The sequence below is a fragment of the Paraburkholderia acidiphila genome (assembly GCF_009789655.1).
Lineage (GTDB): Bacteria > Pseudomonadota > Gammaproteobacteria > Burkholderiales > Burkholderiaceae > Paraburkholderia > Paraburkholderia acidiphila.
Window position 1 is genome coordinate 1,050,742 of record NZ_CP046911.1, and the last position, 24,288, is coordinate 1,075,029.

A 24,288-nucleotide genomic window follows, 5' to 3' on the forward strand; every position below is an offset into this window, starting at 1 on the left:
TGTAATGGAATTTCGCGGCCTTTCACCGCGCCGGTACTAGTTAGTTACCCTAAACTACGCGCTGAAAAATTTTCATACGTGCGGCAGTGGAACACGACAACCCACTTCGATGAGCTGCAACCGGTGATCGAACGCCGCGAGCGGGTAAGCAAAGAAGTAACACGCCGTGGTGCGCTTTTCGGCGTAGAACGGATCGTCGGCGGGTGCGTTCAGCGCGATGCGCAGCGTGCGCGCCCAGGCGAACGCGAGCAGCAGCCAGCCGACGAGCGCGAGGTAATCGTCGGCTACGCGGTAAGGCAACTCGCGATCGTCCGCGCTGCCCTGCGCGATTTCGCCTGTGATGCGTTGCACGTCGGCAACCAGCGCGGCGAGCCGTGCACCCGCGCCGGTTAGCGCCGGATCGCCGGCGGCCGTGCAGCGCGCGGCTTCCGCCGTGACATGCGCCAACAAGGCGCGTAACGCTCCGCCGCTATCACCCAGCACCTTGCGCACGAGCAGATCGATCGCCTGTATTTCGTTTGTGCCTTCGTAAAGCATCGCGACGCGGCAGTCGCGCACGGTCTGCTCCATGCCGTACTCGTGAATGTAGCCGTAGCCGCCGAATACCTGCAGTGCGCTCGACGCAGCGGCAAAGCCATTGGCGGTGAAGAACGCCTTGGCGACAGGCGTGAGCAGCGAGGCGAGCTGCCCGGCCGCCTGGCGCTCCTGCGCGTCGGGATGGCGCGCGGCCACGTCGAGCCAGTAACCGATCCAGTAGCCGATGGCCCGCTCGCCTTCCACGCTCGCGCGCAAGTCGAGAAGGATGCGCCGCATGGCCGGATGAAACGCAATGGGCGCAGCCCGACCCGGCTCGCCTTCGTGATGCGCGGGCGCACTCACGGCGCGCATTTGCGTGCGCTCGTGCGCGTACGCATGGGCGCGCTGCCAGGCAAGCTGCGCATGGCCCACGCCCTGCATCGCCACCTGCAGGCGCGCCGCGTTCATCATCACGAACATCGAAGCGAGGCCGCGATGCGGCTCGCCGACCAGCCAGCCCAGCGCCTGCTCGAAACGCATCGAGCAGGTCGGGCTCGCCTTCAGGCCCATCTTCTTTTCGATGCCTTCGCAATGCACGCCGTTGCGCACGTGCTCGCCGTTCGCACCCAAGGTCCATTTCGGCACCACGAAGAGCGAGAGGCCTTTCGTGCCCGGCGGCGCGTCGGGCAGACGCGCGAGCACGAGGTGCACGACGTTCGCGGTCAGATCGTGATCGCCGCCCGTGATGAAAATCTTGCTGCCGTCGATACGCCACGCTTCGTGCACCGCGTCGGGCGTGGCCCGTGCGCGCAGCAGCGCGAGATCGCTGCCCGCCTGCGGCTCGGTCAGGCACATTGTGGTCAGCCACTCGCCGCTTGCGATCTTCGGCAGCCAATCGCGCTTGAGCGCAGCGGAACCGTGCGCCATCAGGCATGCCGTCGCGCCGTGCGTGAGGCCGGGCGACATCAGCCACGCATGATTGGCCGCCGCGAGCATTTCCTGAAGTGCGACTTCCAGCAGTTGCGGCAAACCTTGACCACCCGCTACGGTGTCGAGCGCGAGCGTGGGCCAGCCTGCCGCCACGAAGTCGGCATAGGCTTCGCGAAAGCCCGCTGGCATCGCAACCTCGCCGCCCTCGAAGCGGCAGCCTTCGAGATCGCCAACCGAGTTTAACGGCGCGATACGTTCCGTTACGAAACGCGCGGCTTCTTCCAGCACCTGCTGCGCCATCGCGCCGTCGACGTCTTCCCATGCGGGAACGCTGCGCCACCACGCGGGCGCGTCGATCCATTCGTCGATCACGAAGCGCATGTCGCGCAGCGGCACCTGATAGTCGAGACTCATCGTGACCGCCCCTTAAACCTGCTGCAAACGACGCGCGAAGATCACGCGCGCGCTTGCAGCATGCTCGCCGCCCGAGGCATAGAGCGCGTTCACGAGCGCCGCGCGCTGGCTCAACACGACGCGCTGGTTAATCGACCCTTTGTCGGTGATCTCGCCAAGATCGAGCGAAGGCGGCGCGTCCATCACATGAAGCCGCGTGATGAGGGTCGCGCTGCCCGTTGCCTCGCGGTTCAACCGCTCCATCAGGTCAGCAAAGAAGTCACGCACGGCGGGCGAATCCAGAACGTCGCGCGCTGCCGCCCCGGCGTCGAGTCCCGCGAGCCGGCGGCACTCATCGAGACGCGGGAAGATCAGCACGCCAATGTCGTCGCGGTCCATGCCCGCGATCACCGCGTCCTGCACATACGGTGCGCCGCCCGAGACGATGCGCGCGCGCATCGGCCCCACGCTCACGAACGTGCCGGAGCTGAGCTTGAAATCCTCGGCAATGCGGCCATCGAACAGCAGGCCCAGTTCGGGCCGTTCGGCATCGACGAAACGCACGGCGTCGCCGGTGCGGTAGTAGCCCTCTTCGTCGAACACCTCGTGACGGTCGGTTTCGTTCGCGCGCCAGTAGCCGCTCATCACGTTCGGTCCGCGAAAGCGCGCTTCGAGCTTGCCGTCCACCGGCACGAGACGCGTCTCGCAGCCCGGCGCAGGCAGCCCGATATAACCCGCGCCAATCACCGGCCCGGTCGTAAAGAGACACGACGGCGCGGTCTCGGTCATGCCGAGCCCCGCCATGATGCGGATGCGCTCGCCGCAATGGGCCTGCGTCACGCGTTCGAGCCGGTCCCACGCCGCCTGCGAGAGCCCCGCGCCCGCGAAGAAATACATCTTCACGCGTGAGAAAAACGTCTCGCGCAAGCGCGCGTCGGTTTCAAGCGCCGCGGTCAGTTCTTCCCAACCCTTCGGCACGTTGAAGTAGAGCGTCGGCGCGATTTCGCGCAGGTTGCGCAGCGTTTCTTCGAAGCGGCCCGCCACGGGTTTGCCATCGTCGATATAGAGCGTGCCGCCGTTGTAGAGCGCAATACCGACGTTGTGGCTGCCGCCGAACGTGTGATTCCAGGGCAGCCAGTCCACCAGCACTGGCGGCTCCATGCCGAACTGCGGAAAGGTCTGCAGCAGCATCTGCTGATTGCTGCACAGCATGCGGTGCGTGGTGGGCACGGCCTTGGGCAAGCGCGTCGAGCCCGAAGTGAAGAGGAACTTCGCGATCGTGTCGCCATTCACGCGCGCTTGCGCGTCTTCGATGCTGCCCGGCTGCGTCTGAAGCAACGCCTCAAACGGCGTTTCGCGGCGAGCGCCCCCAGCCGGCGTCACCACGACACGCTCGATGGAGTCGGGCACGGCGGCATCGAGCGCGGCTGCGAAAGCGGGACCGTCGGTGGCGAATACGAGGCCGGGGTTGAGCAACCCCAGCGTGTGCCGCAGCTTGCCGTAATCGCTCGACACGAGCGAATACGCGGGCGAAATCGGTGCGTACGGCACGCCGGCCCACAGCGCGCCGAATGCCATCTGCAAGTGTTCGAGATCGTTGCCCGAAAGCAGCGCGACCGGGCGTTCGGCCGACAAACCCCGCTCGATCAACGCCTGTCCGATCGCGCGTGCGCGTTCGAGCATCTGCTCGTAGCTGATGCCCTGCCATTGCCCATCGGCGCCTCGGCGCGCGACGAGCCAGCGGTGCGGATGCGCGTGCGCGCCGCTCACGAGCCGGTCGGTCACGCGCTCGGGGAAGTCGTCTAGCGCCTCGGTCGAGCGCAAATACCAGCAGTCGCCGCGCCGTTCGATCTGCGGCGCGGCCGAGCCGATCGCGACGGCGCGGTAACCGGCGAAGTCCGGCTGCACGAGCGCGCGAGCGTGCGTTTGGGTCGGCTCCGAATCCAAAGCCTGTCTCCTTTGCTTGCCCGGTGCCAGGCGGCGCCGTGTGTCGACGCAGCCGGCCCGGTAATTCATGTATTGAGCGCGTTCAGATCGGATAGTGGCGCGGGCCGGTCTGCACGGTGATCCAGCGCAGGTCCGTGAATTCGGCAATCGATGCCTTGCTGCCGAAGCGCCCATAGCCGCTCGCCTTCACGCCGCCGAACGGCATTTGCGCTTCGTCGTGCACCGTCGGCCCGTTGATATGGCAGATGCCCGATTCGATGCGCTTCGCCACGTTCATCGCGCGCGTGATATCGCGGCTGAACACGGCCGCCGAAAGACCGTATTCGCTATCGTTCGCCACTTGCACGGCTTCGTCGTCGCCATCCACGCGCTGCACCGTCACCACGGGGCCGAACGATTCGTCGGCATAGAGCTTCATCTCGCGCGTGACGTTTTCGACAATCACGGGCTGCATGATCGCGCCGTTCACCTCACAGCCGAGCGGCAGGTTCGCGCCCTTCTCGCGCGCATCTGCCACGAGCGCGCGGATGCGCCGCGCCGACGCTTCGCTTTCCAAAGTACCCAGCACCGAGCCTGGCTGCGTGGGGTCGCCGGCCTTCAGCGTGCACGCCTTCGCGACGAGTTTTTCCACGAACACGTCGGCAATCTTGCGATCGACGATCACGCGTTCCGTCGACATGCAGATTTGCCCCTGGTTGAAGAACGCGCCGAAGGCGATGCCATCCACCGCCGCGTCGAGGTCGGCGTCGTCGAGCACGAGCACCGGCGCCTTGCCGCCGAGTTCGAGCAGCGCCGGTTTCAGATGCCGTGCGCAATGCTCGGCGACGACGCGGCCCACGCGCGTCGAGCCCGTGAAGTTCACGCGCTTGACGGCGGGGTTGGCAATCAGTCGCTCGACGATGGCGGGCGCATCTTCCGGCGCATGCGTGAGCACGTTCACGACGCCCTCGCCCAAGCCTGCCTCATTGAGCACCTGGCCGATCAGCGCATGCACGCCGGGACACCCTTCGGAAGCCTTCAGCACCACCGTATTGCCGCACGCGAGCGGCATGGCGAGTGCACGCGTGGCGAGAATCACTGGCGCATTCCAGGGTGCCATGCCGAGCACGACGCCGCACGGCTGGCGCACGGCCATTGCGAGACTGCCGGGCACGTCGGAGGGGATCACCGCGCCGTCGATCTGCGTGGTCATCGCAGCCGCTTCGCGCAGCATGTTGGCGGCCAGCATCACGTTGAAGCCGTACCAGTTCGCCATCGCCCCCGTTTCCGCCGCGCCAATGGCAATGAAATCAGTTGTGCGCGCATCCATTTTGTCCGCAGCGGCGAGCAGGCGCTTGCGGCGCTCCGTGGGCGTGAGCGCGGCCCAGGCGGGAAACGCGCGCGCGGCGGCGGCCACGGCCGCGTCGGCGTCTTCCAGCGTGGCGGCGGCCGCGCGCGTGGCCGCCGCGCCCGTTGCCGGATTGATGCGCTCGAAGGTCTTGCCATTCGACGCGGCGCGCGCCACGCCGCCAATCAAGAGGCCGGTTTCATGCATGTCGTTGTCTCCTCTGTCCTTATGTGTTGTGAACGATCAGCGCTTGTAGGCCTGCAGGCCCGGCTTGATGCTCTTCTCGTCGAGGAACTGCTTGAGGCCCTGCTCGCGGCCGCCTTCCTTGTCGCGATGGTTCGCCTGGTCGAGCTTTGCGTAGAGGTAGTCCTCGTTCTGCTCCCAGGTCAGTTCGCGCGAACGCTTGAAGCCGTGCTTCGCGTTGCGCAGCACGACCGGGTTCTTGTCGAGCAGCTTCGCGGCGAGCGCAATCGTTTCTTCGCGCAGCTGCGCGAGCGGCACGCTCTTGTTGACGAGCCCCATTTTCGCGGCCTGCTGGCCCGTGAACGTATCGCCCGTCATGATGTAGTAAAGCGCCTCGCGATGCCCCACCGTATCGGCCATCGCCTTGCTCACGAGGTTGCCCGGCGGAATGCCCCAGTTGATTTCCGAAAGGCCGAACGTGGCTTCGTCGGCGGCAATCGCGAGATCGCACGCCACGAGCGGCGAGAAACCGCCGCCAAAGCACCAGCCGTTCACCATCGCAATGGTCGGCTTCGAATACATGCGCAGCAGTTGCCATTGCCAGCGGCTCGCGTCGCGACGAATGCGCTCCTGCAGCACGTCGGGGCCCGCGTCGACTTCGCGGAAATATTCTTTCAGATCCATGCCGGCCGTCCACGCCGAACCTTCGCCGGTCAGCACGAGCACATGCGCCTCGCCGTCGAGCTCGAGCGTTTCGAGCACGTCGATCATCTCCTTGTTCAGCGTCGGGCTCATGGCGTTGCGCTTTTCCGGGCGATTGAACGTCACCCACGCGATGCCGCCCTCAACTGCAACCTTGACCGTTTTCCAGCGACCTTCGTAACTCATTCTCTATCTCCGTAGACACTGCCGCACTCGCGGCTTGAAATCAATTTACTATCAGGCTACCTGATATGTAAAGTAGAATATGATCTCGTCGGTACAAACCCGTAAAACGCGATGAACCAGAAAACCTCCCCCAAGGCGCCGCGCGCGCGAACCGCGCAGCAGAGCGCCGAAGGCGGCCCGCACGCGGTGCCGCCCATGCGTCTGAGCTACCTGATCGGCCAGCTCGACCGCGTCGTCTCCCGCCGCCTCACGGAAGCGCTTGCACGTCACGGACTCACGCTGCCGCAATACACCGCGCTTTCCGTGTTGCGCGCGCGCGGGCGCTCCTCCAATGCGCAACTCGCCGAGCGGTCGTTCATCACGCCGCAGGCGGCCAACGAAGTCGTGAAGACGATGGAGACGAACGGCTGGGTCATGCGCGAAGCCGACCCAATGAACCGCCGCGTGGTGCTGCTTTCGCTCACCGAGGCAGGCAATGCGCTGCTGGGCGAATGCGACGCCGCCGCCGATCACGTGGAAGGCGCGATGCTCGACGATATGGACACCGAAACAGCGGAGAAACTGCACGCGCTGCTGCATGCCTGCGTGCGCAATCTGCGTGCCGCTTGAAAGCACGCCTGCCGCGAAAGACAAAAAGGAGGAGACACCCTTGAACATCGACCAACTCGTCGCCATCGATACGCACGTTCACGCCGAAGTGTCGTGCTGCCAGCCGCCCGACCTCTTCGCGAAGGAATTCGACGAGGCCGCCGACAAGTACTTCGGCACCGTGCTCAAGCAGGGCCGCCGCCCGACGATTCCGGAAACGATCGAGCACTACCGCGAGCGCAAGATCGGCTTCGTGATGTTCACGGTGGATTGCGAGGCGAATATCGGGCGCCGCCGCATCGACAACGAAGAGATCGCCGGCTTCGCGCGGGAAAACGCCGACATCATGATCGCGTTCGCCAGTATCGACCCGCACAAGGGCAAGTTCGGCGCGCGCGAGGCGCGGCGGCTGATCGAGGAGCACGGCGTGCGCGGCTTCAAGTTTCACCCCACCATGCAGGGCTTTTTCGCCAACGACCGGCTGGCGTATCCGCTATACGAGGTGATTGCCGAATATGGCTTGCCCGCCGTTTTTCATAGCGGCCACTCGGGCATGGGCTCGGGCATGCGTGGCGGCGGCGGCTTGCGCCTGAAGTATTCGGAGCCGATCTATCTCGACGATGTGGCCGCCGACTTCCCCGACATGAAGATCGTGATCGCGCATCCGTCGTGGCCGTGGCAGGAGCAGGCGCTTTCCATCGCGCTGCACAAACCCAACGTCTATATCGACCTGTCGGGCTGGTCGCCGAAATACTTCTCGCCAGAGCTGGTGAAATACGCGAATACGCTGTTGCGCGAGCGGGTGCTGTTCGCTTCGGACTTTCCTCTGATCCGCCCTGACCGTTGGCTCGCCGATTTCGATACGCTCGACATCAAGCCGGAAGTGCGGCCCCTGATCCTCAAGGAGAATGCGGTGCGGTTGCTGGATCTCGCCGCAAAGCCCTGAAGAAGCGGCGCGCCCCGCGAGCGTCATGCGGGTCTTTCAACCGCGGGAACGGGTTCGCCCGGCGCCTTCTCGCGCTTGACGGCATACATCGCGAGGTCGGCGCGGCGCAAGACCAGATCGACGTCCATGTCGTCCGCCGCGACCGTCGTGAAGCCGACGCTCGCGCCGACGCTCACCAGCAGCCCCGGCGCGAGTTCGAACGGCCGCTCGATCGCTTCGGTCACGACGCTGGCCCACTCGCGCGGCGCGCGGTCCACGTGAGGATCGACGATCACGAATTCGTCGCCGCCCATGCGGGCCACCCACGCGCCCGCGCTGGCCAGCATGCGCAGGCGGCTGGCGACCTGCACGAGCAGCATGTCGCCGGCCTTGTGGCCATGCGCGTCGTTGACCAGCTTGAAGCCGTCGAGATCGACGAAGAATACCGCCATGCCCGCCTTGATGGGCGTGGCGCTTGCCGGTCCCGCCGCGCTGAACAGGCCATCGCGGTTCAGCAGCCCCGTGAGCGCATCATGGCGCGCGCGATGGCTGTTTTCCCGTTCGGCCTTCATCGTCGAGATGAGCATGGCGTTCAGGTGACGCGCGGCGGCGCTCATGGCGAACAGATAGAAGGGAATTTGCAGGAGCGAGAGCAGGAGAACCGGCTCGCCGCCCAATAGCGCGCCGATACAGCACGGGCCGAGCGAAAGGCAGATCATGACCGCCACGAGGCGCGGCGCCGCGAAATTGCGGAAGCAGATCCCGCCCACCATGGCGGCTGCGGAGAGGAAGGCTAGCGTGGCGGAAACCCAGTCCCGGCTCATGGCGCTGACGAGCGCGCCATAGCCCACCGTCGCCCCCCACAACGGCGCCAGCAGAATATAGAAGTCGGTGGGCGTGCTCTTGCCCTCCCTCGCGCGGCGGCGCGAAAGCGTGAGTATGGCGAGCCGCACCATACAGACGACGATTTCGGCGATGAGCCAGAACTTGAACGGAAGCGTTCCGTGACGGCGCGCCAGGACCCACGCCACGGCCACGGTATTGGATACGCCGCCGAAGAAAATCGGCAGGGTTCCGAACAAGGTGCCGACAAGGGCGACACGAATATCGTGCGGCGTGTCCTGTCCGGGCTCGGTCAACCAACGGGCCAGCTTGCCACGCGGCAAAGAGTAGATTTCGTTGCGGGAGCTCACATGCGTCACCGTCGGTCGTACCGCGCGCCAGACGTTTTCGCCTCTCGCGCCCTGTAAAGTCGGGGGCGTACGGCCGTGCGAAAGCAACGGGCGCCGCCGCCCAACTGCGATAACGGCAAGCTGTAAGGGAAACTTTAGGAATGCGGGGGTGGCAGACGGCGGGGAAAGCTACAGCTAGAGCATTCGCAACCCCGCACCATCCAGCACATAGCGCGCATAAAGAAAGTCCCGAATGCCGGTCACCGCGCCACCGGCAAAATCGAGCGCCACGAAATACGCCGGGCCGCCAGCCGGATCGGCGCGGTCGAACACCACCATGACGGGCCGTCCCTCCACACAGCCCGCTTCGAAGCGCCACTGCTGTGCGAGCGCGTAACGGTGCAGGTATTCGCCCACCTTGTCCCGCCCTTTCACACGCAGCCGGTTCACGAGGTCGAGTTGCACGTCGTCCGCCAGCATCGAGCGCAGCGTGTCGAAGTCCCGCGCGTTGAAGCACGCGACATACTCTACGAGCCGCCTGCGCTCCGGTTCGGCGAGAACGTGACCGGGTCTGGCCGGTTGCGGCGGCTGATCACCCAGTTCACGCAGACGGGCGCGCCCTCGCTGCAGCGCGGACTTCGCGGCAGGTACGCTCGTTTCCATGACCTCACCAACCTCTTCCACCGAGTACCCGAGCACGTCCTTGAGGATCACCGCGCAACGCTGGGGCGGCGCGAGTCGCATGAACGTATGCAAACCAGCCGTGGCGATCTCGCGATCCTGCTGCGCATCGCCCGGCGCCGCGATCGTCTCGTCGATCTCAAGCGTGAGTGGCGTGCCATCGCGCGCATGCCGGCGCAGAAAGTCCATCGCCGCGTTATGCGCGATGCGGAAAAGCCAGGCCTCCCGATTCGCGATCGCGCCAACGGTGGCACCGCGCTTCATAGGCGTTGAGCAGCGTGTCCTGCACCACGTCCTCGCCGTCGATGACCGAACCCGTCATCCTCGCGCAATAGCGGTGCAGTCGTGGCCGCAACGTGCCAAGCAGCGTATCGAAGTCTTCGGGGTTCGTCGGCGTGTCCGGCATGAAAGCGCTCCTCGCGGAAGGTGGCGACTAGACGTCGAGCGGTGCGATCGGGGTATCGCGCCGGAACCCGTAGGCTACGCCATCGGCGTAGCGCGGATCGGTCAGGAGCGTCGCGACGTCTTCGCCATATTGTTCCGGCAGGAGCGGCGCGCCGTAGCGCGCCAGATGATCTTCCGCCGTCGTGCCCTCCCGCTCCGCATACGCGTTCGCAACCGCACGCCCAAGGCCCGTCGCACCGACGAGCTGCAACGGCAACAAGACCTGGAAATGCAGGCCAAGCCCGCGCGTACGCGCCACGCTGTTCGCGTTGTGCGCCATCAGCCAGATCATGCGCTTGGCACCCATGTAGCCGCCCGAAAGGCGCATCCCCTCGGGGTGGATGGCCGGCAGGGAAAGCACGAGCGCCGCACCGCTCGAAGCAAGCAGCACGCGGCCGCCCTTGGGCATCGGCGCCTTGAGCGCCGCCTGAATGCCATGAAGCGTGGCCTTGACGTCGTTATTCCAGACGATGGAGAAGCTTTCGAAGCTCTGCTCGTCGATCGGCCCCATCCACGGCGTCGCGCCCGCATTGAGAATGAGCGCCCTGGGCTGCAGGTCCCTGACGAGGCGGTCCATGAGCATGGCGTCCGTCGCGTCGCCTTGCACGGCTTGCGCGCCCAGGCGCTCGATCGCGCCGAGGCCGTCGCTGTCGCGCGCAAGCACCGTGACTTTCGCTTGCCTGCGAAGGCAGGCCTCCACCATGGCAAGACCAAATCCCCGGTTACCACCGGTGATCAGCACCGTTTGATTCTGAAGCGTTTGCATCGCGCCCTCCTGTCTGGTCGACGCCAGCGCACTCTGCGACCGGCATGCTAAAGACGGTTGGGCAAACGAAAACGGATCGGTCCGTTCGAAAATATTTTCGACGGCGCTGCGTGGCCGCTACCGTTCGACGGTGACGGTCATCTCGGATTCGTACGTGATCTTCACGTGGCTATGGTGCTTGAGGGTCTGCATCACCTCGATGAGATCCGGACGGCTCACCCGAACGGAGCGCGCCGTGCCCGACTTGTCCACGATGGTCAGGAGGTTGAGCTTGCGGTCCACGGCGGTGACCTGCGCCACGCCGGTAAAGACGCGGAGCACCTGGAAGTTTTCGTTGTCGGCGCCGGAGGAATGCTGGGTCACTTTTGCCGTGTGGGTGAGGCGCGTGACCGCCGCGCCCGCGGCGGGCGTCAATCCGGTGACGTACGGCTCCAGATAGTGGGTTGTAAGCTTGTCGCCAACCTTGACGACATCGAGCACGTCGCGATGATCTTTCACACTGAAGCTCAGGTCGTCGCGGCCCGGCACGGTCACGACGATGAGCGCATTCTTCTGATCGATCAGACTGATCGTGCCGCTTTCCGTGTCGACGGATGCCCCGGCCGGCATGGCTTCCGAAGCGGCGGAGGCCTCGGTGTCGGCGGCCAGGCACAGCGGTGCCGAGGCGGCATAGACGCCAATGGCCGCGACGCAGAGCGCAAGGCTGCGCGCGAACGAAACGCACGTATTCGATCGATAGAGCATGGTAGTCCCCTTGAAACGATCAGGTGCCACGCTTGTTGCGCCGGTCCGGGACCCTGGCGTGTGCTCTCGGAGCCTAACACCGCGGAACGCCCCGAGCATCGGACTTTGGTCTTATACAGTCTATGCGGTCTATGCGATCGATGTGGCCAGCACGGCCGATATGGCTTACCGCGCGAAGGCCGCCGTGCAGCATGCCTGAGCCTGCCCCGGCACCGGCGAGCGGAACGAGAACAACCCGCCCGCGTGCGGCTGCTTCTCGCGCTCGGCGGCCGTCAGCCCCTTCCATGCGGTCGAAACATAAACCGTACGCAGATCGTCCCCGCCGAACGCGAGCTTCGTGATGTTCGCGCAAGGAAACGCAATCTGATCGACCAGCTCGCCTTGCGGCGAATAGCGGTCGATACGCCAGCCGCCGAATAGCGCGACCCACACGTAGCCCTCGGCGTCCACCGCCATGCCGTCCGGGTGGCCGTCGCCGACAATCGCGGTGAAGACGCGCTTGCGCGACAGCGTGCCGTCGACGGCCACATCGAATGCATAAACGACGCGGCGCATCGTGTCGTTGTGATAAAGCGTGCGGCCGTCCGGGCTCATGGCCGGGCCGTTGGTGATCACATAGCCGCTGTCCTGTGCGCTCATCTTGCCGCCTTCGTCCACGCGATACAGCGTGCCGCTCGGCGCTGCTTCGGCATCGTCCATCGAGCCGAACCACAAGCGCCCCTGGGCATCGGCGAAGCCGTCGTTCAGACGATTGCCCGGCAAATGCGGCTCGACGTCAATCAGCTTGTCGAACTCGCCGCTCACCGCATCGAAGCGATACAGGCCGTCGGGCATGCCGCACACGAAAACCCGGTCCCCCAGCGGCGCGAGAAAGCCGACCTGGTCAGGCGCGTACCACGTCGTGCGTACCCCGGTCGTGACCAGGAGACGATGAATCTGGCGGCCCTTGATATCGACGAAATAGATCGCGTCTTCCGCAGCCTGCCATAGCGGCCCTTCGCCAAGCTCAGCACCGATCGGCCATACGCACACAGGAACCGGCATCGTTATTCTCCGTACCATCCACAGTCGACAAAGTAATCGCGGCCGGAGCAACGCGAGGCGTCGTCGGAAGCGAGGAACAACGCCATGCGCGCGACATGCTCGGGCTCGATGCGCAGTGGCAGACACTGCCCCGCCACCACCTTCGTTTCGCTCTCCGCCGTTTGCCACAGCTTCATCTGGCGCGGCGTTTTCACGGCGCCCGGGATAATGCAGTTCACGCGAATGCCCGCGCCGCCCAGATCGCGCGCGAGACCCCGCGTGAGGCCCTCGATGCCGGCCTTCGCGGTCAGGTAAATCGGCAGGTTCGGCAACGCGACATGCCACGACACCGAACCGAAGTTCAGGATCACGCCACGTCCCGCCTCGCGCATGCCGCGCGCGGCGGCCTGCGCGCAGAAGAACTGATGGCGCAGGTTCACGGCGATACGCTCGTCCCAGTACTGCCCCGTGAGTTCGCCGATATCGTGGCGGTCGTCGTTGCCCGCGTTGTTCACGAGCACGTCGATCGGGCCCGCGGCTTCGACAATCGAAGCGAACACGCCTTCGATCGCGTCGACGCTGCGCAGGTCGCAGCGCTTGAACAGCGGCGGATGCTTCGCATGACGAAGCGTTTCCTGCAGGGCGAGCGAATCCTGTTCGGCCACGTCGAGGAAGAACACGCGCGCGCCCTGCTGCGCGAACGCCTCGACGACCGCAGCGCCAATACCGCTGCCGCCGCCGGTAATAACGACGGTTTTGTCCGCGAGGCTCGGATAGATTGCGTACGACATCAGATATTCCAGTTTTAACTTGTCAGACCCCAAACAGGCCCTGGCGCGCCGCCCTGACCTGCTTCCCCTGCCCTTACGATACGACCTCGACGGCGCTCAGCATGCGCCAGTCGCGCGGCAGCGTTCGCACCGCGTTGCCCGCGACCGTGACCGTGCCGCGCAGATGGATGTCGCGGCTCGAACTGCCCACCATCAAATCGAAATCACCGGGTTCGACGATGCGCTCGCCGCGTGCATCGGTGAAATTGAGCATGTCGACCGGCAGCGTCACGCGCACGCGCGCCTTAGCGCCCGCCGCGAGCGGCACCCGCGCAAACGCCTTCAATTCGCGCACCGGCCGCGCCACCGAAGCGTGCTGGTCGCGCACGTAGATCTGCACGATTTCCGTGCCGTCGCGCTCGCCGATGTTCTCAACCGTGAAGCTCAGTTCCACCGTGCCGTCTTCAAGCGGGACTTCGCGTTGCGCGAGCGCGAGATCGCTATAACGGAACGGCGCGTAGCCCAGGCCGAAACCAAACGGATAGCGGCTGCCGAAGTGGTACGCGATCGGCGTGCCCGCACTCTTGAGGCGGTGGTTGTAGACATACGGCACCGCGCCTGCGCTCTTCGGCACCGACAGCGGCATGCGGCCGCTGAAATTGGCGCGGCCCACCAGCAGATCGGCAAGTGCTTCGGCGCCGCGCTCGCCTGGTGCGAACGCCATGATCTGCGCGGCGATGCGATCTTCGAGACCACCGAGGTTGTACGGGCGACCGCCCGTCATCACCACAACGGTGGGCGTGCCGCTCTCGACGACGGCCGTGAGCAATTGCAGCTGCACGCCCGGGAGTTCGAGGCTGTCCGTGTCCGAGCCTTCGCCCACCGTACCGGACTGGAACAACCCGGCCAGATCGCCGACGAAAACGATTGCCACCCCCGCCGCACGCGCGGCGGCGACTGCGGGCGCGATGCCTTCGGTATCCTCACTGATCAATTCGTCGCGGTTGGCGCTGCCGCTCAGGTCGAGCGACACGTCGCCGGGGAACACCGGCGCGCCCGCACGGCGTTCCTTGATGATGTCGCAACCCTTGGCATGCAGCACGCGCTCCTCGCCGAGCAGCGCGCGCAATGCGCCCAGCGGCGTGGCGATCGAAGCGACCGACTGTTCGCCCGAATTGATGAGGTGCACCGGGAAGCTGTAGCCCGCGAGCAGCGCGAGCGGGTCGTCGGCGGTCGGGCCGATCACCGCGATTTTCTGTGCGCCATCGGCTTGCAAAGGCAGCACGCCGCCTTCGTTGCGCAGCAGGACCGCCGATTCGAGCGCGACCTGGTAGGCCGTATCGGCCGCCGCCGTGCCCTTCACATCCACGCGCTCGGGGTCCACGTACGGATTCTCGAACAGGCCCAGCTGGAATTTCGTGCGCAACACGCGCGAAACCGCCGTGTCGATCGTCGCTTCCGTGATCTCGCCGCGTTCGAGCGCTTCCTTCAAGTGGACCGCGCACTCGTGCCCCGGCAGTTCGACGTCGAGCCCCGAATTGAACGCAAGCGCCGCCGCCGACGCGCTGTCGTGCGCCACGGCATGATGGCTGTAGAGCAAATCCACGGCCGCGTAATCCGCGACGACGAGGCCTTCGAAGCCCCACTTCTCGCGCAGCGTATCGTGCAGCAGCGCGCGGTCGCCATGGCAGGGCACGCCGTCGATATCGTGGTATGCCGGCATGATCGAGCCCGCATGCGCGAGCTTGACCGCCATTTCGAACGGCAGCAGGAACACGTCGTTCAGCTCGCGCGGGCCGACATGCACAGGCGCATGATTGCGGGCGCCTTCGCTCGCCGAATGACCAACGAAGTGCTTGAGCGTGGCGAGCACATCGCGCCGCTCGCCTTGCAGACCGTTCACGTAGTGAAACGCGAGCACGCCAACCAGATACGGATCTTCGCCGAGCGTTTCCTCGGTGCGGCCCCAGCGCGGATCGCGCGACACGTCGAGCACGGGCGCAAGCCCCTGATGGCAGCCGATCGAGCGCGCCTGCTCGCCGATGATGCGCCCCACTTCGCCCACGAGGCTCGGGTTCCACGTCGCCGCGTAGTTCAGCGGCGAGGGAAACAGCGTGGCGTCCTTGATCATGAGGCCCACGAGGCATTCCTCGTGCGACATGACGGGAATGCCCAGGCGCGTGTCTTCGATCATCTTGCGCTGCAGTTCGTTGAGCGCGCGCACGCCTTCCTTCGGATCGACCGTATGCGTGCCGAGCGGACGCGTGATCTGGCCAAGACCATGCTCCAGAATCTGGTCCACCGTGAGGCTGTTCGCGCTTTGCGCGAAATCGATCGAACGCGCCTTGTGATCGCCGTCGGCGGACAGCTTCAGCCACGCGGCATGAAGCTGGGCAATCTTTTCGTCGAGCGTCATGCGTGCGAGCAGATCGGCCACGCGTTGCTCGGTCGGCGCGTCGGCGCGGCGATAGACCGCAACCTCAGTGGTGTGTTCAAGCGACATCGATTCACTCCCTGGTATTGCACCAGACGGTGTTCTTGCTCACCGCCTGCTTAGTTGTGCTTTTAAAATTGGCGTTGCGCAGACGCGCGGCAAAAGCCGCGCACCGCTTAGATCAGACGTCGCAGCGCCATGTCATGATCGTCGAACACGTGGCAAGCCTCGGGAGGCAGCGCCAGGTTGACCGCTTCATCGTGCGTCAGCGGACTGTCACCGGGCACCTTGGCGATCAAGGTCACCGCGGCCGGACCCGTTTGCGTCGCGTGGATATAGCTGTGCTCGCCCATGTGTTCGACCAGCTTCACGCGGCTCGCGAGCGTTTGTTCATTGCGCGGATCGACGGCCACGCGCAAATGTTCCGGGCGCACGCCGAGCGTCACTTTCATACCGGTGCGCGCACGCGAGCCGTCCACGCGTGCACGCACGCGCTCGCCGCTTTCCAGGTCGATGACCACGCCGCCATCGTCGCCACCCACCACCGTGCCGGCGAAGAAGTTCATCTTCGGCGAGCCGATGAAGCCCGCGACAAAGCGGCTCTTCGGATGGTGATACAGATCCAGCGGCGCGCCCACCTGGGCAACGCTGCCGTGCTGCTCCATATGCGCACCGGCCTGCATGAGCACGATGCGGTCGGCCAGCGCCATCGCTTCGACCTGGTCGTGCGTCACATACACGGCGCTCGCTTCGCTGAACTCGCGATGCAGACGCGCGATCTCGGTGCGCGTTTGCACGCGCAGCGCGGCGTCGAGATTCGACAGCGGTTCGTCGAACAGGAACACGCCCGGCTCGCGCACAATGGCGCGCCCAATCGCGACACGCTGGCGCTGGCCGCCGGAAAGCGCTGCGGGACGGCGTTCGAGGTACGTGTCGAGTTGCAGTGCCGCAGCGGCGCTGCGCACCTTCTTGTCGATCACGGCCTTGTCGATTTTCGCCTGACGCAGACCGAATGCCATGTTCTCGTACACGCTCATATGCGGATAGAGCGCGTAGTTCTGGAACACCATCGCGACCTTGCGCTTCGCGGGTTCGACCTCGTTCATGCGCTGGCCGTCGATGCGCAACTCGCCGTCGGTGATCGACTCGAGACCGGCGATCATGCGCAGCAGCGTGGACTTGCCGCAGCCCGAAGGCCCGAGAAACACGCAGAATTCGTTCTTGCCGACCTCGAGGTTGGCGTCGCGAATCACCGCGTTGCCGCTCGCGTAGGCCTTCTGTACGTTATTGAGGGAAATGCTTGCCATATCGATTTATGCAAAGTTCGGTGTGCGATGCGGATCAGCCAGATCAGCCCGATCAGCCCTTGAGCGAGCCGGCCATCATCCCCTTGATCACGCGCTCCTGACCGAATGCGTAGGCAACGATCAGCGGCAACGACGTGAGCACGAGAACGGACAGCATCGAGGGTATGTTCGAAGCGTATTGCCCCATGAAGTCCCAGATCGCGAGCGGCAGCGTGCGATGCTCGGCCGTCGACGTGAGCATGTAGGCGAAGATGAATTCGTTCCAGAGACCGATGCCGTTGAAGATCGCCACGGTGGCGAGCCCCGGCCCCGAAAGCGGGAAGAAAATACGCCAGAAAATGCGGAACGGGCTGCAGCCGTCGAGCTTCGCGGCTTCTTCGAGCTCGCGCGGAATCTGGCGCATGAACTCGGTCAGGATGAAGATCGACACCGGCAGGCTGAGCGCCACATAGGGGCCGAGTAGCGCGAACGGCGTGTCGTAAAGACCGAGGTTACGCGTGAGCAGATAGATCGGCACCAGCGTGGCGTGCAGCGGCACGATCATGCCGGCGACCACGAGACCGAAAAGCATCTTGTTCATCGCGAAGCGCATGCGTGCAAACACATAGGCGGCCATTGCGCTGATGATGACGATCAGCGCCACCGAAACGCCCACGGTGAACACGCTGTTGCGGAAGTACGTGAAGAACGGCCCCTGCAGCACAGCGGCGTAGTTGCCGAAAAACAGATGGCTCGGGGGCGCCCACACGTTCGTCGCGAAGGTCTCTTCCTGGCTCTTGAAGCTCGACACGACCATGAAGATGAACGGGATCGTCGTGACGGCCAGCCAGATCAGCGCGAGCAGTGGAATCCCCACGCGCGGAAAGCGGAATTTTTTCATGGTTCAGACCTCGGTTGCGTAACGACGCGTGAAGTACATCGACACCGCCGCCACCGCGATAACGATCAGGAACATCGCCGAGCCGATGGTGCTGCCGTAGCCGAGCTGGAACGAACTGAACACCGTGCGATACATATAAGTGGCCATCACCTCGGACGAGCCTTCGGGGCCGCCGCCGGTCATGACGAAGACCAGATCGAAGTAACGCAGCGAGCCGAGCACCGAGAGAATCACCGCCGTGCGCACCGTGCCTTGCAGATGCGGCAGCTTGATGCGCCAGAAAATGGTCCACTCGGAAGCGCCGTCGAGCAGCGCGGCTTCGTTGACCTCGGCCGGCATCGACGAGAGGCCGGCGAGGAACAGGATCATGTAGAACGGCGCGTTCTGCCAGATGATCACGGCGATGGTCGCGCCCAGCGAGAAATGCGGGTCGCCCAGCCAGTCCTTCGCGAGGCCATCCAGGCCGAAGGCCTGCAGCGCCACGTTCAGGGGTCCGAAATTCGGATCGTAGATCTGCTTGAACAGCACGCCGATCGCCACGCTCGACATGAGCAGCGGCAGGAAATAGAGCACCTTGAGCACGCGCGAGCCACGGCCGGCCTTTTCCAGCAGCACCGCGAGCGCGAGCGCGACAGGAAGCTGGATCACGATGGAGGCGACCGCGAGAATCACGTTGTTCTTCAGCGATTGCCAGAACACCGTGTCGTGGGCGAGCCGTGCCCAGTTCGCGAGCCCGGTATAGCGGGCGGTATTGCCAAGGCCGTTCCAGTCGAGCAGCGACAGCCGCAGGCTGGAAACGAGCGGATAGAGCAGGAACACGGCCAGCAGCAGCAGCGACGGCGCAAGAAACACGACCGTGACGAGCGTTTGCGACGATAGCTTCAGCCGGCGTTCAGGTGTAGCGGAAAGTGCGATATTCACGAGCTTGTCTGCCGGCCGGCGCCTTGCGGCGCCAACCGGACTTTTCTTGAGTGTTAGGGCCTGTCACGTTAATAACAGGCCCTCAAGATCAGCCGCCCTTCTTCGAAGCGGCTTCCATTTGCTGCGCAGCCGCCTCAGGCGTGACCGACAGACCGAACAGCGCCTGCGTCGTGTCCTTGTGCAGCTCGCCCAGCGCGGGCGGCAGTGCCTGGTCGTACCAGAGCTGCACGCTCGGCGCCGCGGCCAGCAATTGCTGCAGACGCTGCGTGAACGGATCGTCGATCTTGACGTTGTTGACCGGCGGGAGCTTGTGGTCATCCGACGCGCGTGCCTGCATCGCCTGGTCGTCGGTCAGAGCCTGGATCAGCTTGAAGGCGGCGTCCGGCGTCTTGCACTCGGTCGAGATGCTCAGGAAGCCATCGCCCACCGTGCCGATCAGGTCGCGCGGGTCGCCCTTGCCGCCCGGCACGCTCGGGAACGGGAAGAAGTCGAGATCCTTCGAGAACCCCGGATTTTCGTTCGCGATCGTCGAAGCTTCCCAGGCGCCCATCAGTTCCATCGCAGCCTTGCCCGAGTACAGCAGACGGCGCGAAGCGCCCGAGTCGTAGTCCAGACCGTTGATGCCCGGCGCGAACGCGCCAGCCTTCACGAGTTCCTGAATGCGCTTGCCCGCTTCGACGAACGCCGGATCTTCGAAGCCCTTGCCCTTGCCGGCGATCGCGTCGCTCACGACTTGCGGACCGCCGATACGGTCGACGAGGTACATGTAGTACATCGAGCCGGTCCACTTGTTCTTGTTCGCGAGCGAGAACGCTGCCACGTTGTGCTGCTTCAGCACGTCGACGACGTGCATCAGTTCATCCCACGTCTTCGGCGGCGTGATGCCGTACTTCTTGAACACTTCCTTGTTGTAGAAGATCACGGCGGCGGCGGCGTTTTCGGCGGCCACGCCGTAAGTCTTGCCGCCGAACGTCGTGACGTTCCACGACGACTGCATGAAGCGGCCGCGGAAAGCCGGATCCTTGTTCAGGTACGGCGTGAGGTCGACGATCTGGCCGGATTTCACATACTCCTGCAGACCGCCGCCGCCCCAGTTCTCGAACACGCACGGCGGCTGGTTCGCGCCGAAGGCGACCTTCAGCTTCGTCTTGTAGGCCTCGTTCAGGACGTGCGAATTCTCGACCTTGTAGCCCGGGTCCGCCTTTTCGAAGCGGTCCGACGCGTCACGAATGATCTTGCTCGACGACGCATTGGTCTGTTGATCCCACACCGTGATCGTTTTGGCATCCGCCGCAACGGCGTTCGAGACTACTGCAGTCAGCGAGAACAGCAGTGCCGTGGCGCCGGCGATTGCCCGCGCCTTGGAGAAACCTGGGTACGCCATGTTTGTGTCCCCTCTTATGGAATTTTGAGAGCTACCTGAGTTACCTGAGGATTTAACGTTAGCCTTAACGTTAATGAATGTTAAGCCGAGACGTGAACTACGGCTATGCGGGATTTTCCTGGTGAGCCCCCGCCCGGAGCTTGCGCCCCGCGCAAGGTTGGTGCGCGCTTGAACTTTTGAAAAACCGCGCATCTGATAGAATAGCCAGCACATAAACGGTATCGCTAACGTGACTAGAGACTAGCCCGCGGAGTAACCGGCGAGTCACGAGCGAGCTTTCGCAGACATGACCTCTCGCAAGCCCACACCACGCATGGCAAGGCAAACTCCCACGCTTGAGCACGTCGCCAAGCTGGCCGGCGTGTCGCAAATGACCGCGTCGCGCGCGCTCAACGGACGTCCGGGCGTGTCGCGCGAAACGCGCGACGAAGTGCTGAGAATCGCTTCGGACATCGGCTATGTCGTGAACCGTACCGCGCAGAAACTCTCCGGCGGCCGCAACGGCATCATCGGCATCATCACCCCCACGCTCGACACGCAGTTTTCCAGCGAACTCGTGCTCGGCGCGGGCCGCGCGGCTCGCGGCGCGGGCATGGAAATGCTGGTGTACACCGTGTTCGACGAAGACCGTCATACGCATCACGACCTGCTTGGGTTGATTCAACAGTTTTCGGACGGCATTCTCGCCATCCTGCCGCGCGAATCGCTCTGCCTCGAAGCGCTCGCCACGGCCAACGTGCCGGTGGTGGTGGTCGATCAGCGCGGCACGCTCACGGGCTTTCCTTCGGTATCCGTCGATAACTACGGCGGCGCCTGCCTCGCGGTCGAACATCTCGCGGAACTCGGTCACAAGCGCATTGCCTTCCTCGCCGGCGACGAAACCATCGAGGGGGTGCGCGACCGTCAACGCGGCTATCGCGACACGCTCGCCAAGCTCGGCTTGCCGCGCGAAGACGCGCTGGTTGCCGCGGGCGATCTCTCGCAAATGATGGCGTTCGACGTCACGTTCGACCTGCTCAATCTTGCCGATCCGCCCACCGCGATCTTCACGGCCAACGACCAAAGCGCGTTCGGCGTGATCGCCGCGGTCAGGGAAGCCGGCCTGCGCGTACCCGACGACATTTCCGTGATCGGCTTCGACGACATTCCGATGTCCGAGCAGTTTCATCCCGCACTCACTACGATTCGCCAGCCCTTCCAGCAGATGGCGCGCTCGGCGGTCAATACGCTGCTCGCGCAGATCGCCGGCATCGACGCCGCTTCGCAGCGCATCACACTGCCCGCGGAGCTGGTGGTGCGCGACTCGACCGGGCCGGCCAGGACGCGGCACCGCCGCTCGCGTCACCAGATCGTTTCGACGTAAGTCGAAGCGCGCACCTTCGCATCGGAGGTCACGAGCGCGCCGCCATGCGTGCGGGCGGTCGCGACAATGAGCCGCTGATGCGAGGTGAGCGCGGGCGGCAGCGTCGCCGCCCGGAACGCGATTTCGGAATCGACCGGAATCAGGCGCACGCCATCGAGCTTCAGAAACGTGGAGAGCCAGCTACGGGCGTCCATCGTGAGCCCGAGGCTGCCGGCCTTTACGAACTCCGCAATTTCCAGCGCACTGATTGCCGAAATGAGAATCTCGCCGCCGTCGAGTTCACGGTCGATCGCATCGTGCGCGGCCTGGCTCAACGCTTTCTGCTTGCCGAGCCAGCACACGAGCGCAAGCGTGTCGAGCGTAATCATTACTCTTCCTGCTCGGCAGGGACCGGTGCAAGCGCGTGCTTGAGGTTGAAATGCGTGATCGACGCACGCAGCAGTTCGAGCGGATTCTCCGTCTTGCTGCGATAGGGCCGGATTTCAATGGTAGGTTGTCCCCGGTCCGTCACGACGACGGTTTCGCCGAGCGTTTCGACCTGGCGGAACAGCTCGCAGGCCCGGGACTTGAAAATGGCTTTCGATACTCGCTTTTCCATGACGTTCTCCACCCATCAAAATTCAATTGGATTGTTATTGCATCGGGTCGTTGCGTGCGCAATCGAATACCTGCGCCTCGTTCCCCAATGGCTCTTTATCGGCCTTGCCCAACAGTTTGCTGCCTGAAATACGCTCTGCCGCCGGCGTCCCCTGGACCAACGCACTACGGGTTTTTACCGGTAACATGTTTCGCTTGAATACACCCCGGCGGGCCTTGCGCTTTCATATAATCGATATGTCTGGTGAATGCCCGTCAAGCAGCCCGAGTGGTGATCGAGCGAACCGCGAGGCAAGACAACAGGGTGTGTTGCTCGCCGGCGGCCAGATTCGAAAGGCGGTGTACGCCTCGCTTGGCCGTATGGACGCTTCCGCAGGGAAGCGGCGCGTTGGGGGAGATGATTGCACTTGCTGCAGACCGTCGATTAAGCAGAAACATAATAACGTTACCCTTAACGTTAATTCATGTTAAATGCACCGTTCTGGCACCGCCATGCGTGGTTTACCTGGGCTCGGCGAAATGCCGCAGCGTACACGTAAACCCCGCCAGATCCCGGCCCAGCAAGGGAAGAGCGCCTGGCAAGCTCGCCACAGGGTACTGCAAAAAAGTACCGTTCCGGCTAACGTTAAATGAGCGGTAATAAAAGTCGTAACGCCCATTCGCGACACTCGTAATCATCCCTGTCCCGATATCGTCATGCTTGCCGGTCCGGACGATCCGGGGGCAGCGGCTTCGATGAAGGCTCCGCATCGAAGTGGACGATGAACGCATGGAGCGGTTCGCGCCGCCTCTCCTGCCGGTCCGGGCGCTCGCGCGGCGGCGCGCGTTCCCGGTCCGTCACGCCGGCGGGCGCATCTGGCTCCGCAGCCAGCCCGGACGGCGCCGCTGCAGTGGACTCGACATCGTCCTTCGACCCTTTGTTCGCCATCGGACTCGTCTCCATCGCCTTCGCGCCCATCAAACGACGGCTTGCACGTGCTCTCCCACTGCGGGGCGCTCGAACGCCACCGCCGCGCCGTGCGCGTCGAACAGCGTGACAGCCGACGACGCCACCTTGATGCCCACACGCGCGCCCGGTTCGTACTGCGCGTCCCTCTTGTCGAGCTTGAGCGCGATGGCGTGCGCCATGCCATCCAGGCGCGCGTGCAGGATCGATACGTCGCCCAGATGCTCGACCAGTTCGACGCGGGCAGCGATGCCTTCGTCCGCCTGGCCGATGCTCAGGTGTTCGGCGCGTACGCCCAGGGTCAATTCGCCGTTGAGCGCACGGTCAGGACGGCCCGACAGCGCGATGCGATGGCTCGCACCCGCAAGCGCCAGGACCGTTTGCACGCCGTTTTGCGACACGACCGTGGCGCTCAGCATGTTCATTTGCGGCGAGCCGATAAAGCCGCCGACAAAGCGGTTCGCGGGCCGGTCGTACAGATCGAGCGGCGCGCCCGTCTGTTCGATGTTGCCCTTGTTGAACACCACGATCTGCTCGCCGAGCGTCATCGCCTCGACCTGATCGTGTGTCACATAAATCATCGTCGTGCCGAGTTCACGGTGCAGCTTCGCCAGTTCGATGCGCATCTGCACGCGCAGCGCGGCGTCGAGATTCGACAGCGGTTCGTCGAACAGGAACACGCGCGGCTTGCGCACGATCGCGCGGCCAATCGCAACGCGCTGCCGCTGGCCGCCCGAGAGCGCCTTGGGCTTGCGGTCGAGCAAATGCGTGATCTGCAGGATTTCGGCGGCTCGGCCCACCACCTCGCGCACTTCGCGTTTCGATTTGCCCGAGAGCTTCAGCGAAAAGCCCATGTTCTCCGCCACCGTCATGTGCGGATAGAGCGCATAGCTCTGGAACACCATCGACACGCCGCGGTCCACCGGCTGCAGATCGTTCACGCGCACGCCGTCGATCAGAATGTCGCCGCCGCTCACTTCCTCAAGGCCGGCGATCATGCGCAGCATGGTCGACTTCCCGCATCCCGACGGCCCGACGAATACCGTGAACTGGCCGTCCGGAATATGCAGGTCGATGCCCTGAATGATCTGCGGACCTTCGCCGTACGTTTTCACGACGTTGCGCAATACGAGTTCGCCCATTGTTACGTCCTCCTTAG

At 64.4% G+C, this 24,288-nt stretch carries 23 protein-coding genes; 3 read left to right on the forward strand and 20 right to left on the reverse strand.

The genetic code is table 11. The features are described from left to right. Positions 1-72: 72 nt before the first annotated feature. From FAZ97_RS28985 to FAZ97_RS29000, 4 genes are all read right to left on the reverse strand, one after another. On the reverse strand, positions 73-1,860 hold the full coding sequence (locus tag FAZ97_RS28985; protein WP_158762165.1) for an acyl-CoA dehydrogenase family protein: 1,788 nt from the start codon (positions 1,858-1,860) through the stop codon (positions 73-75). Between the two features lie 12 nt (positions 1,861-1,872). After that, positions 1,873-3,786, reverse strand: coding sequence for a feruloyl-CoA synthase (locus tag FAZ97_RS28990; protein ID WP_158762166.1), 1,914 nt, complete (start codon positions 3,784-3,786; stop codon positions 1,873-1,875). An 82-nt stretch (positions 3,787-3,868) separates the two neighbouring features. After that, positions 3,869-5,320: an aldehyde dehydrogenase gene (locus FAZ97_RS28995; protein WP_158762167.1), complete on the reverse strand. Its 1,452-nt coding sequence runs from the start codon at positions 5,318-5,320 to the stop codon at positions 3,869-3,871. Positions 5,321-5,356: 36 nt separating this feature from the next. Beyond that, positions 5,357-6,184 (reverse strand): p-hydroxycinnamoyl CoA hydratase/lyase, encoded by an 828-nt coding sequence (locus tag FAZ97_RS29000; protein ID WP_158762168.1) that lies wholly within the window; start codon positions 6,182-6,184, stop codon positions 5,357-5,359. Positions 6,185-6,295: 111 nt separating this feature from the next. On the opposite strand from FAZ97_RS29000, the gene FAZ97_RS29005 reads away from it, so the two are divergent. Then, positions 6,296-6,793: a MarR family winged helix-turn-helix transcriptional regulator gene (locus tag FAZ97_RS29005; protein WP_158762169.1), complete on the forward strand. Its 498-nt coding sequence runs from the start codon at positions 6,296-6,298 to the stop codon at positions 6,791-6,793. Positions 6,794-6,833: 40 nt separating this feature from the next. Next, positions 6,834-7,718, forward strand: a complete 885-nt coding sequence (locus tag FAZ97_RS29010; protein WP_158762170.1) for an amidohydrolase family protein — start codon at positions 6,834-6,836, stop codon at positions 7,716-7,718. Positions 7,719-7,741: 23 nt separating this feature from the next. Here FAZ97_RS29010 and FAZ97_RS29015 read toward each other — a convergent pair whose 3' ends face one another. The 12 genes from FAZ97_RS29015 to FAZ97_RS29065 form a co-directional block, all read right to left on the reverse strand. After that, positions 7,742-8,890: a GGDEF domain-containing protein gene (locus tag FAZ97_RS29015; protein WP_158762171.1), complete on the reverse strand. Its 1,149-nt coding sequence runs from the start codon at positions 8,888-8,890 to the stop codon at positions 7,742-7,744. A gap of 174 nt (positions 8,891-9,064) precedes the next feature. Then, positions 9,065-9,739, reverse strand: coding sequence for a sigma factor-like helix-turn-helix DNA-binding protein (locus FAZ97_RS29020; protein ID WP_199272178.1), 675 nt, complete (start codon positions 9,737-9,739; stop codon positions 9,065-9,067). Between the two features lie 7 nt (positions 9,740-9,746). Next, positions 9,747-9,956: an RNA polymerase sigma factor gene (locus FAZ97_RS35280; RefSeq protein WP_199272179.1), complete on the reverse strand. Its 210-nt coding sequence runs from the start codon at positions 9,954-9,956 to the stop codon at positions 9,747-9,749. A 27-nt stretch (positions 9,957-9,983) separates the two neighbouring features. Beyond that, on the reverse strand, positions 9,984-10,760 hold the full coding sequence (locus FAZ97_RS29025; protein ID WP_158762172.1) for an SDR family oxidoreductase: 777 nt from the start codon (positions 10,758-10,760) through the stop codon (positions 9,984-9,986). A 117-nt stretch (positions 10,761-10,877) separates the two neighbouring features. Next, positions 10,878-11,504, reverse strand: coding sequence for a hypothetical protein (locus tag FAZ97_RS29030; protein ID WP_158762173.1), 627 nt, complete (start codon positions 11,502-11,504; stop codon positions 10,878-10,880). A 165-nt stretch (positions 11,505-11,669) separates the two neighbouring features. Further along, on the reverse strand, positions 11,670-12,548 hold the full coding sequence (locus tag FAZ97_RS29035) for an SMP-30/gluconolactonase/LRE family protein (protein WP_158762174.1): 879 nt from the start codon (positions 12,546-12,548) through the stop codon (positions 11,670-11,672). Positions 12,549-12,550: 2 nt separating this feature from the next. Further along, on the reverse strand, positions 12,551-13,318 hold the full coding sequence (locus FAZ97_RS29040) for an SDR family NAD(P)-dependent oxidoreductase (RefSeq protein ID WP_158762175.1): 768 nt from the start codon (positions 13,316-13,318) through the stop codon (positions 12,551-12,553). A 73-nt stretch (positions 13,319-13,391) separates the two neighbouring features. Next, positions 13,392-15,800 carry a glycoside hydrolase family 3 N-terminal domain-containing protein gene (locus tag FAZ97_RS29045; protein WP_158762176.1) on the reverse strand — a complete coding sequence of 803 codons (2,409 nt, stop codon included), beginning with the start codon at positions 15,798-15,800 and terminating at the stop codon, positions 13,392-13,394. Positions 15,801-15,907: 107 nt separating this feature from the next. Then, the gene (locus FAZ97_RS29050) at positions 15,908-17,038 is read right to left on the reverse strand and encodes an ABC transporter ATP-binding protein (RefSeq protein ID WP_158762177.1); all 1,131 of its coding nucleotides are present in this window, start codon (positions 17,036-17,038) and stop codon (positions 15,908-15,910) included. A gap of 52 nt (positions 17,039-17,090) precedes the next feature. Continuing rightward, entirely contained in the window at positions 17,091-17,918 is an 828-nt protein-coding gene (locus tag FAZ97_RS29055; RefSeq protein WP_158762178.1) for a carbohydrate ABC transporter permease, read from the reverse strand. 3 nt (positions 17,919-17,921) lie between these two features. After that, on the reverse strand, positions 17,922-18,839 hold the full coding sequence (locus tag FAZ97_RS29060; RefSeq protein WP_233271867.1) for a carbohydrate ABC transporter permease: 918 nt from the start codon (positions 18,837-18,839) through the stop codon (positions 17,922-17,924). Positions 18,840-18,927: 88 nt separating this feature from the next. Further along, a complete protein-coding gene (locus tag FAZ97_RS29065) occupies positions 18,928-20,223 on the reverse strand; it encodes an extracellular solute-binding protein (protein WP_158762179.1) in 1,296 nt (431 codons plus the stop codon). Positions 20,224-20,536: 313 nt separating this feature from the next. Between FAZ97_RS29065 and FAZ97_RS29070 the strand changes: the two genes are divergently transcribed. Continuing rightward, on the forward strand, positions 20,537-21,586 hold the full coding sequence (locus FAZ97_RS29070) for a LacI family DNA-binding transcriptional regulator (protein WP_158762180.1): 1,050 nt from the start codon (positions 20,537-20,539) through the stop codon (positions 21,584-21,586). On the opposite strand, the gene FAZ97_RS29075 is transcribed toward FAZ97_RS29070, so the two are convergent. The 4 genes from FAZ97_RS29075 to FAZ97_RS29090 form a co-directional block, all read right to left on the reverse strand. Beyond that, on the reverse strand, positions 21,565-21,954 hold the full coding sequence (locus tag FAZ97_RS29075) for a type II toxin-antitoxin system VapC family toxin (protein ID WP_158762181.1): 390 nt from the start codon (positions 21,952-21,954) through the stop codon (positions 21,565-21,567). The two genes, FAZ97_RS29070 and FAZ97_RS29075, sit on opposite strands and share 22 nt — an antisense overlap. Next, positions 21,954-22,184 carry a type II toxin-antitoxin system Phd/YefM family antitoxin gene (locus FAZ97_RS29080; protein ID WP_069262207.1) on the reverse strand — a complete coding sequence of 77 codons (231 nt, stop codon included), beginning with the start codon at positions 22,182-22,184 and terminating at the stop codon, positions 21,954-21,956. Before FAZ97_RS29080 ends, FAZ97_RS29075 begins: the two co-directional genes overlap by 1 nt. A gap of 693 nt (positions 22,185-22,877) precedes the next feature. Next, entirely contained in the window at positions 22,878-23,111 is a 234-nt protein-coding gene (locus FAZ97_RS29085; RefSeq protein ID WP_158762182.1) for a hypothetical protein, read from the reverse strand. A gap of 29 nt (positions 23,112-23,140) precedes the next feature. Continuing rightward, positions 23,141-24,271, reverse strand: a complete 1,131-nt coding sequence (locus FAZ97_RS29090) for an ABC transporter ATP-binding protein (protein WP_158762183.1) — start codon at positions 24,269-24,271, stop codon at positions 23,141-23,143. Positions 24,272-24,288: the final 17 nt, after the last annotated feature.